Here is a 10,588-nt window from a genome sequence, read left to right as displayed (position 1 = left end):
TCGTAATAGGGAAAGGGTATTTTATCTCGTTAATTGACGCTATTGCTGAGAACGTCGATACCGGCTGCAAAGATTGCTTAGTGAAAATTTCTCGATTTGGTTGGAATTTCATCTAGTAATCGGTTTGGCACGATCCATCGGTCTTCATTTTTTGAGAAACAGTGATCAGAAGAGTCGGTAATCCCCCCAGTTTTAGAGCGCGCTAAAACTAGAGGTTAAGCGGCCATGGCAAGCTTCTGTTTTGGCGTGATACCGTCAGGTGCCATGTCGCGTCAACCGTGATCGCAACTCCACCGCCAGCGCGCAAAGTCCCCGATCTGGCCGAGCGCACGAAGCTGATGACGGGCTAGTCTATCGTAGCCAACCGTGTCGCTATCGCGCGCAAAAGCAGGCGCTCTGCTGCTGCCTCGATCGGATAAACCATCCTTTGCCGGCAGTTATGGCTAGGGACGGCCAGCTTTTGCTAGCGCGCGGTAGGAGACTCCACAGGGCAGGGGAGATAGACAGGCCAGGCCCGATCTCGTCGTTGGATAAGGCAGCTACGAGACCGCGCACGAGGCGCCTGGCAGAACATCCAGCCCCCAACACGATCCATCAGTTTTTCATCTTTCAAGAACGATGGATCCGGAGAGCCTAAGCTACTGGTGGCGACTCAATGGTGGCAATTCAGCACTCTTTGCTTTCCTCCTAATATCGAAGATCAGCTTCTTCAAGACTCCAAACATACTGAACAGTGGACCACGCCTCCGTTACTTTTCCATCAATGATAGCAGGCGAGTACTTGCATCTCGATAGCGCAACCAAAGCCGTGTTATCCAAATCGATATTGCCGCTTGATTTTCTTACTTTAGCATCAAGGACCTTGCCGTCTTCCCCGATCAAATAACTCAATGTAACCGTACCTTCAGCTTTCTTAAGCAATGCGGCGTGTGGATATCTTGGCTTCTGACAAGGGACATCAGCAACGCCTTCCTTAATTAGTGAGTGTTGGGCTGCCTGTGATTCTTTCACAAATTGTGCATGAGAAGATTGGCACAATACGAATCCGGCGAACCCGAAGATCACTGACAGAAGGGGTTGATAAGACGATTTTTTAGCAAGTATTGATGGCATTTTCAATTTTTAATTTTAGTAAAGAAATAGTCGGCAGAATGGAAAAATCGAGCAACGACAATCGACTATAACTTATCTTAAAATTAATTTCATGGATTTTTCATTCAGAAGGCAATCCCCCCATTTTTAGAGCGCGCTAAAAGTAGAGGTTATGCGGCCAAGGCAAGCTTCTGTTTTGACGCGATACCGTCAGGTGCCATGTCGCGCCGGCCGTGGTGGCAAGTCCACTGCCAGCGCGCAAAGTCCCCGAGCTGGCCGAGCGCACGAAGCAGATGACGGGCTAGTCTATCGTAGCCAACCGTGCCGCTATCGCGCGCAAAAGCAGGCGCTCTACAACTGCCTCGATCGGAAAAGCCATCCTTCGCCGGCAGTTATGGCTAGGGACGGCCAGCTTTTGCTAGCGCGCGGCAGGAGTCTCTGCAGGGCAGGGGGATCTCCTGGGCATACCCGATCTCGGCGTTGGATCAGGCTGCTACGAGATCGCACGCCAGGCGCCGGGAAGGATGTCCGGTGCCCAACACGATCCATCAGGTTCTCATTTGCCAAGAACTATGGATCAGGAGTCGCTTATCTACTTGTGGCGATTCGGTTCTATCCAGTTTGTGGCGCCATAGTTGCTTTCCTGGAAAATTCTGCATCCAGTTCAACAACGCCACAGAACAATGATAACAAGTATGTTGATTATTGATTTACCGACAATAAAATTGTTAATTTGGAAAGATTTCTTTTCGCGTGTTTTTGTTATATATTTCCATATGGAAAATATTAAGGACAAACGATGCGTGAAATGCTGACGAAGGCATACTGCTACGAGTACGATTTCATCGAGGAGGCTCTATCCGCAAAATATCGCGCACTGAGGTCGAGCGATGTCGATCATTGGTTTTGTTGCATGTGCCGTGTGCCCGTCTTTCCTAAAATTAGCCCTTTGCAGAACTGTTACTACTCAGCCTTTTCTGGAAATCCACATGAGCTTAGATGCCCACACAAAAGTGACGAAAAGGAAGCGGGAGACGGAGAACCGACTTCCGTTGTGTCCGTTGCACCGCCGCCGGTGTATCCTGACGTCTTAGGCGAAGCTCCTCCCAAGCCACGCCGCAAATTTGAACGCCTCTCTGATGCGGATCTCAAACGACTAATCGGTGCCGCACCAACCGCTCATGTATACGGCAGCTTAGATGAGGTCGTGGACGCATGGTGCGTTATGTCAGATCTATCTCGGACGACCCATCTATTGAAAGTAGGGGATTTTACTGCGACGTATGGTGAAATTTTCATCAGTCTAGACCAACGCAAGAAAATTCCTGATGAAAATTTCTGGCCAAGGAGAGTTTACTATCTCGATGCGAAATTAGATGCAGGCAGGATTGCAGGTATTTATTTCGTTAGGAGCATCAATAAATTCACTGGGCCGGATGGGGAGCTACCTATAAGCGCGCGCGTAAGAATTAATTCGGATGAATCAAGTAAATCGACTAACTCTTACAATCTCTCAGATATGAAGGCTATAAGAATCTTTTGGCACGGCGGAATACCCACACTGAACACGTCAGGAATAGGTCCGTCATACGCGCTCGGTGGCGATGCCTCTGTTCAGTTCAGTGAGTTGGCCATTCGTGCTCGTTAGTTTGGTTTCGCCGATTGGCGTGCCTTGAACGCAGAACAAACCCTGCGAACGTATCACCAGAAAATGAGGATATCGTCAAGCGGGAGGAGCGATCAGTCCGGCGCTCGTGGCGGAAAGGCTATCGACGGGAACGGTGTAGCCAACCCAGCGTGTGTTCGACGACCATCGACATTTGCGGATGCGCTATCTCGTCTTGACTCCATCACAGGCATGTCTCCACGGCCTGGCTAAGCAAGATGCGTCCCAAACCTGCCCAGAGGAACCTGAGATGATGAAGCATGCCTCCTCCTATAACTTAGGCGCTCTACGGTCTTGCTTCTATTGGCAGAAAATATCGCGCACCCGCATGGCAGAATCAAGATAATTATGAGCAGTTTACTATTTCCAGCCTCCTTGTACGTCGCGTATGCCACAAGGTCTCGACCATGAGGGGGCCGATTACCTCGGTGCGAATTCCTTTTGGCTCACTTGGTGGGCGGATGGTTTCGCCGGCAGAAGTAGTGAGCGGCCTGGCATGTGGCTGCGTATGCCCAGGATGCGGCGCAGCGCTGGTGGCGCGGAAAGGATCCATTGCTTGGTGCTTCGCCCATCATGCCAAGACTGGCTCGGAGAGCTGCTCAGAAAGCGCCATCCATGCAGTCGGTAAACAGGTCATCCTTGATGCCAACGCCCTGGTAGTTCCAGCCTATGTCATCGAAGCTTCCGGCCCCACAGTAGATGGAGAGATACACTATAGTCATCGCGTGCTGGGCGTTGCTCGCCGCATACGATTCGATCATGCTATCGGCGAGGTGTCTGAAGGCGGGTTACGAATTGATGTAGTCGGATATAAAGGCCAACGTCGTCTGTTATTGGAGATCTTTGTGACGCATCGCGTTGATGCGGACAAGCTGCGCAAACTACAAGAACTAGGGGCCCCAGCATTAGAGATTGACCTCTCAGACATGCCGCGCATGGGGGCCGGCCTCGTTCTAGAGGAGGTACGCAAACGCGTTATTGATGGAAACAGTCATAAAAATTGGCTGGTGTTTCCTGGCGAGCAGGCGGCCCGCATTGAACTGGAGCAGCAGTTAAAGACTGAGATTGACGCGAAGAACAAGAAAATCCTGCGGGAGGAAGAGGCCAGCCGGCGTCGTACATCGGAGCTTGAACGTATACGAATTGCGAACCACAGCGCGTATCGCGCGTTACCCGACGAAGAGAAAGAACGCCAATGGCGAAAAACACTGCAGATTGGCGATGGTTGGCCAGACTACATCGCGCCATCGACCTTTGATACTCCCGGGCTAGAAACACCAACACGCTTGTGGCAAGCACTGCTTTTCCAAAATTTCGTCGCTCGACGTAAAGGCATCAAGGAAGGATTCACAATTGACCACGTCGTTACCTGGGCCCGTGAATGGATTGGCGTGAAGAGGGCACCTGGCAGAGATCCTATCGGTGTATTGCGGAGATATGTGACATTTCTGGAAGCGCGCAACTATTTGGCCAAAAGCCCTTTTAGACCAAATGAAAGCACGGTGCGTTACATCGTTCCAGCTGATCCACAGACGAAGATTTCAGCAGTGGTCCGCGCCAAGGCCGCTGAAATCAAAAGCGTAGGCGCTGGCGGAAGGGCGATGGTACAGAGTGCTGAACATAGATGGCAATGGAACGAAAAATGGCCTCGCCGCGCGGTACTCTATGAAGAGATCCACACCCAACTGCAAGGATCGGAGCACCAAGCGGCCCTGTCTGAAGCTGTTGATGCACTCGGGCCCTTAGACCGCCCAGAAACACCGGATGAATTTGGACATCAACTTGTCGCTCAAGGCGTGCCGCACATATTTACGATGGAGACGTTGAAACGGCTGGATTTGATAGTTCCCCACACCAAACGGTATCGCCCGACCTAGTAATAGCGAATTGAATGCAAATTGGCGTCCACATCATGATGGACGCGAATCATCGATCAGTGGAAGTTCAGCAGTTCCACCCTTTGCCATTTACCCAGGCGTTCGTGCGACTTTATGCCGTAGCGCGCAATGTGCGATGCAATGCTTCTGCAACGAAGCCAGGCCCGATGGGCACGCGAAGCATAGGCCTTGTCGGCATCCTTGGCGGCCTAGTGGTCGGACAGGGTGGAGTCCTTGATTTCCTGGCGGATTTTCGGGTTGGTTCGGGCTTTGGGGGGAATGCGCGAGCTCATGGACTGAAGTTTATGCGGTGTGCTGCAACCGATGGGACGATCGCGGTGGCAAACCGCCGATCAACTCGTCAAGCACGGCTCTGGCACGGAATAGGGCCATGCTGCGACGAGCAATATGATCGCACGAAACTAAACTGCTAAGATCAGGCAGTTCATTGAGTTTGTGAAATGAACGTCCGATACCTACCGGCAAACGTTCCTTCAGATAGCCCCTACCATGGAGAAAGATGATGGCAGCAGATTCGTCTAAATTTCGCCGACGCCGGCGAAGAGAAGAGAAGGCATTCTTCTGTCAGGTGGAGACGTATTTCGGTACAAAAGAATATGCTAGACACGGTCGCTGCGTTCGCCTCATTGGGATCGACGAGAGTGATTTCCACAGCTTGATAAACGACGGGAAAGACGGTGTTACCACATATGTGATCGACCTGGACTTTTGGCGCTATTTCCGGCAACAGCTAGGCCTTACTCGTTGGTGGGAGGTTATGGGACAACTTGCGAAGATCAAAGATCTCGAAACGCAGTATCTTCGAAGCCGACAGTGGTTTCGTGTCGATATCGAGGTTAGAAAGTCGTCTGCAGATTACTACTATCCAACCTTCTCCATGGATGGGCCCACTTATATAGATATCATCAGAGTCGAACCGGTAAGCGCGGACGACGCACGGCTTCCAAGCGGTGGCATTCAGTTACAAGCGCGCCCGTGTACCTCGAAGATGGGAGCGTTCGTTTCGCAGCCGTTGACTTCCGTCAAGGCTTTCACCGGCACGCGATATCAGCATGGTTCCGCAGGTACGGTGAACCGCTCCGCTCCCTACACGTTTCACGCGTTTCATGTTGGGCAAGGTATGTGCTCGTTGATCGACAACGGACGGAAAGGGTGGTTGCTCGACGCTGGTGCCGGCAAGCCAGTCACGCGCAAACGCTACCTTGATAAGTCCAACATAATGAGCAACGACCTCACCGCTAAAGTCCAACCGCTGACAGATCTCGTGATGGTGGCATCCCACACGGACTACGACCATTGGAAGCTGCTTGCCTGGGACGCTGGCCTTCGCAAAAAAGTTAGCGCAATTTTGGTACCCGCCGGTGTGAGCCACCTCCTGTTCAAAGACAAGGAAGTCATCAGCAAGTGCGTCGACACTTCGTCAACGACAATAACATTGGCCGCCAACACATCCCTAGAGCTCATCAGGGCAAATCCGAGCACCCTTGATTCTAACGGCAATTGCATCGTTGCGGTGTTCGTGCGCGACGGGCAACGTGTGCTCGCACCAGGTGACTACGTTTACAGCCGTTTCGCGTCCGATTCGTCCCCGCGCATCAAAGACCTGCACAAGCAACGATACAAGGCCGTGATAGTCCCTCATCACGGCGACAAGGAAAGTGCGAATAACGTGGTAACTGCGCACTCTCCTAATGCGCATGCTTTCTTCTCGGCCGGGACACACCGGCATTACAAGCATCCGACCGATGAGTCCCGTGACGAACACAAAGCTGCGAAATTTGTCGAGCTGTGCGACGAAACCATGGACGAGATCAAAGCAGTCCTCTTACTTTAAACAACTGCGTCGGTGATGGCTCCGGTCAGCGGCTGTTCGTGAACTGCCACGCGGCTAGCCCAACACAGTATCGAGCAAATCGCGCTCACATAGTCACTTGATTCTACCGCTCCTCGTTGATAAGCGGCCAGCCGTCCGACCTGTGTACTGTGTACAGCGTTGAGTAAAGTCAGGGGATGGCAACGGCTCTAATGGAATGGATGCCCTCTTTGAAACGGCATCGAGGTGCCCAAATAGGGGTGATATCCCCTTAACAGAAAGGAGCGTCCCCATGAAGATGATTGCCGCAGGCATTGATCTTGCAAAGAACGTTTTTCAGGTTCATGGCGTAGATGCTCAGGGTAAAGCAGTGCTGCGCAAAAAGCTATATCGATCGACGATGACGGAAAACTTCATCAATCTGTCGCCATGCTTGATCGGCATGGAGGCGTGCGGCACGGCGTGACATATAACCGATCCAAATCGACGTGTCCTAATCCGCGAAAACGAGTAGTACGAACGCACGTACCAAGGCAACGCGACCAGAACAATCCGCTGCAGTACCGATCGACGTCCAAACGCCTGGACCGGCCGTGGCGGCGAGCCCCAAACCGCTGGCACCGGCAACGCATCAAGTCAGAGCCGGCGCTCCGCAATACCTCAGCCGCAACGTCGCAAGGTGTTTAGCCATGGCAGCGTTCATGCAAAAACCAATCGAAGCTCAAGCAGTTTTTACTTAACTATGGGGGTAGTTTTGGTCGTCAGTACAGTTAAGGCAAAACGTGCGCGATTTTCTCGCAGCCCAAGGAAATGGTATTTATGTTCACCATCAGCTTGACAGGATTGCCGAACGATTAAGATTGCATCTCAACCTCAAATTTCCAGCAGTTCTGAATCAGGAATGCTCAGGTGGATGATGGCGACTCACTTTGCGCAAGCAAATATCTAAAAGTACCTAGCACAAGCCATACAATGTTTATATGGTTGCTCCAACTGCCCTAGTGCATTATCCTAAGGCAATGGACATACGCAACAAACAGATACCTAAACCACGCCATTGGCAGGAATTGGAAGACCTGTGTTTATCGCTTTTTAAGTCTATATGGAAAAATCCCCTAGCTCAGAAAAATGGTCGTGTTGGCCAGCCGCAAAATGGTGTTGATATTTGGGGAGTTGTAGGGGGCAAACAAACCTGTCTGCAAGGTGTCCAGTGCAAAGGGAAAGATGATTCTCTTAGCGCTAAGCTAACCCTGAGCGAGCTAAATGAAGAAATTGCTAAAGCGGAAAAATTCAGTCCTCCGCTAGAGCAATGGATACTGGCGACTACCGCTCCTTCAGACGTTGAATTACAACGCATTGCACGAGAACTTTCGGTAGAACGCGAACGACAAGGTAAATTCTCCGTTCAGATATTTGGTTGGGGGGACTTAGAAAGCTTACTTTGCGATCACCCAAATGTGTTGGAAGCGCACTATCCCGAGCTTGGTACTTCTTTCACAACTCTGACGAGAAAATTTACACAAATAGCTTTAACGTGCGATAAGCCATCTTTGATCAGGAACTCGCGAAGCCGGGGTGAAACCATAGATCCAACCTGGCAACAAGTTGCATTTTACCAGTCAAGAGATATCGGTCCTGCTTTACTTGGGAGAGCGCTCGGGCCATCGGATGCCCTCGCATGTCCAAAACTACCCGAGGTTTCCTCCACAATAAAGCAACTGGAGATGGCATTTTCTGCCCATTTGGTTGGTGAACCCGGGTCAGGTAAGTCTGTATGTGCTTTTCAAGTCGCGTATTCATTTGCACAACAAGGCTGGCAGGTATTCACATCGTCAGGGTCAGACGGGCTGCCTGCTGCTTTGCCGAAAAAAGAAAACGGGCAGGTACTGCTGCTTATAGACGATGCACATCTACTTGCACCAGCAGAACTACGATCACTCGCCGATTATGCCAGACCAGAATACCTCATTTTATGCACACACAACGCGATCAATGGCCACACCTCGCAACGTGGAGCTATCAGAATGGATCCCCAGGCTGGCATTGAAGCTATTTGGAGAGGGTTGCTAAAGGACCGCCAAGCGACTCTCAACGCTGTGCGGCGCGCCGATAACCATGTTGGCGACTCAATGATGGACGTGGCTCTCGAGGATCGAATTGAGCATGCGGCAAAATACGCCTCCGCTCCATGGCAATTTTGTTTTGTTCTGGGAGGCGGCTGGCGGCGGGCAGATGAGGCAGCAAATATAGCTAAAGCACTTGGCGCATCTTTGCCTTTAGCTGTCATTGCTGTTCGTCAGATTGCTTCGCGCGATGCTCGATTGAAGCTGGAAGAGTTATTTGGGCTTCTCAGTTCAATAGGCGCAGATACAGACGGGTTAGAACTACAGTTGGATGCGCTCATAGAAGAGCGGATAGTATTGGCAAAGAATGATTTGCGATGCCCACATCAACGATTAGCGGCAGTTCTGTTACCCAGGCTTCTTCGTACACAATCAGAATCAACGATCTCACTTGTTGGGGCCATGTTGAAATCTACGCTGGCTGACGAGCAGCTTCCATTGGGGGGGATAGGGGCACTATTGCATGAACTCTGGTTTTCGGATGATAGCCGTTGGCAATTTCTCATAACTTGGATAGATCTCAAACCAGTCCTAGAGAGATGCTGGAAAGCTAGTGAAGCAAATGAAATTTCGGCTGCATGCTATGTTATTCATGAGATGCTACATTGGCCCGGTGGTTCAGTAAATTTAATTCTTCAAGGTAATGAATCAAAACTCATCGAATGGCTGGAAACCGCGCAATCTCCCATGGGGCATGGTCTTTCCCGGCTATTAAATGGCTTACTTTCCAGAGATGAACAGAACACCATCTTTCTCATTCGCAAGGCATCACCATACGTCGTGGCCCACCTTATTTCCAACGTGGATGCAACCAATATCTGGCATATTGGATCGGTAGCAAAAAGCCTTCGACTATGGTCAGGGGACTCGTGGACGAAGGAGGTATCGAGCAGTTTAAAGTCTGAGCCACTACTTGCATTATCAGCATCATGGCCCGAGGGTGAACCGCTGCACAAGATTATCGAACTGCTGGAAGCACTTATTTACTTGCACGAAGACCTTACGCTTAGCATGGTCGAGGCACTTGTTCCTGAAATATGCAAACGGCTCATGACCGATCCCGTTATGCATTTTAGGGAGATTAGCGACCTCGCATGGCATGTGCTGCGTGTCCTAGATCCGCTGGGCACTTGTAAAGGAAAAATGGCACCTTCCAAAAGGCGCCTTCAAATTGCACGTTCGATCTTTGTTAATGTAGATCTAAAGATTATTGGAGCCAAGCTTTGTCAAGCTCCTTTACGTATGTTCCAGCAAGTCTACTATCTGCTTGCCTGTGTCCGGCGCGTCTCCCCGTCGATGTTCCAGGCACTAGTTCAGTATATGGACTGGGAGCGTCTAGCATCAACTATAGGTGAACATTGGAAACATTTACCTCATGATGCTGAAATTTTGCTCGGAGTGGCATCTTCAAGTACCAAGACTAAGCAGAAAATAGCAGATCTTATCAAAAAAAACCTTTGGCGGATGGAATCGATGCCGCCAAGGCTGGCCTATATCGCGCCTACTAGCGCAATTGAATTTGTTCGTTCAGGGAAAGAAATATCCATTGCCAACACAGCTCATGTCCAATGGATTCTAGGTGCGTACTTGATCGATCTTTTTTCCAAGGAAGCACCTGAACTGGTAGCAGCAGTTGTGAAACAATGCATCCCGACGGTTGCGAAGAGCTTATCTGAAGAGCACCCTAGCTGGTATAAAGATAGCTCCATTTTAGTAGAATGCGTGCTTAAATATATACCGGAAGCTTTACAACAGGCGTTTGATCAAATGGCTCCGGAAAAGGCACAAGTCGGATGGACTGCGGCACTGGAGGCGGGAGGAGGAAGTAAAAAATCTGCTCTGCTACTAATTAAGGCCGCACGTGACCGCAATGATGGAGTAGGAGCGTGTGCGAGACAACTGGAAGACTACAGTAACCGAAAAAAGCGTAAACGTACCTGCCGCACTCAATCTTTAGAGCGAAGCTAGACGACAGTGCGACCTTCCCAAATAGGAT

General features: G+C 50.6%; 5 protein-coding genes and 1 pseudogene. 5 read left to right on the top strand and 1 reads right to left on the bottom strand.

The genetic code is table 11. The features are described 5' to 3' along the window. Positions 1-687 precede the first annotated feature (687 nt). Positions 688-1,113 (bottom strand): energy transducer TonB, encoded by a 426-nt coding sequence (locus U0004_RS30070; protein WP_081345477.1) that lies wholly within the window; start codon positions 1,111-1,113, stop codon positions 688-690. 778 nt (positions 1,114-1,891) lie between these two features. On the opposite strand from U0004_RS30070, the gene U0004_RS30065 reads away from it, so the two are divergent. The 5 genes and pseudogenes from U0004_RS30065 (at position 1,892) to U0004_RS30045 (ending at position 10,560) form a co-directional block, all read left to right on the top strand. After that, the gene (locus U0004_RS30065; protein WP_139144082.1) at positions 1,892-2,740 is read left to right on the top strand and encodes a hypothetical protein; all 849 of its coding nucleotides are present in this window, start codon (positions 1,892-1,894) and stop codon (positions 2,738-2,740) included. 425 nt (positions 2,741-3,165) lie between these two features. Then, complete coding sequence (locus tag U0004_RS30060) at positions 3,166-4,635, top strand: competence protein CoiA family protein (RefSeq protein WP_139144083.1); 1,470 nt, start codon at positions 3,166-3,168, stop codon at positions 4,633-4,635. A 520-nt stretch (positions 4,636-5,155) separates the two neighbouring features. Then, positions 5,156-6,490 (top strand): ComEC/Rec2 family competence protein, encoded by a 1,335-nt coding sequence (locus U0004_RS30055; protein ID WP_070254254.1) that lies wholly within the window; start codon positions 5,156-5,158, stop codon positions 6,488-6,490. Between the two features lie 271 nt (positions 6,491-6,761). Beyond that, positions 6,762-6,932, top strand: a pseudogene (locus tag U0004_RS30050) (IS110 family transposase); the annotation flags it as partial. Between the two features lie 556 nt (positions 6,933-7,488). After that, positions 7,489-10,560 (top strand): hypothetical protein, encoded by a 3,072-nt coding sequence (locus U0004_RS30045; protein ID WP_139144084.1) that lies wholly within the window; start codon positions 7,489-7,491, stop codon positions 10,558-10,560. The last annotated feature ends 28 nt before the right edge of the window (positions 10,561-10,588 follow it).

It is taken from the genome of Janthinobacterium lividum (assembly GCF_034424625.1).
GTDB classification, from domain to species: Bacteria; Pseudomonadota; Gammaproteobacteria; order Burkholderiales; family Burkholderiaceae_D; genus Janthinobacterium; species Janthinobacterium lividum.
This window is presented reverse-complemented; position numbering and strand designations above follow the sequence as displayed.

Bases quoted from the DNA above. Each gene is read 5' to 3' on its own strand.
- U0004_RS30070 (WP_081345477.1), bottom strand. From the start codon at position 1,113: ATGCCATCAATACTTGCTAAAAAATCGTCTTATCAACCCCTTCTGTCA.
- U0004_RS30065 (WP_139144082.1), top strand. From the start codon at position 1,892: ATGCGTGAAATGCTGACGAAGGCATACTGCTACGAGTACGATTTCATC.
- U0004_RS30060 (WP_139144083.1), top strand. From the start codon at position 3,166: ATGAGGGGGCCGATTACCTCGGTGCGAATTCCTTTTGGCTCACTTGGT.
- U0004_RS30055 (WP_070254254.1), top strand. From the start codon at position 5,156: ATGATGGCAGCAGATTCGTCTAAATTTCGCCGACGCCGGCGAAGAGAA.
- U0004_RS30045 (WP_139144084.1), top strand. From the start codon at position 7,489: ATGGACATACGCAACAAACAGATACCTAAACCACGCCATTGGCAGGAA.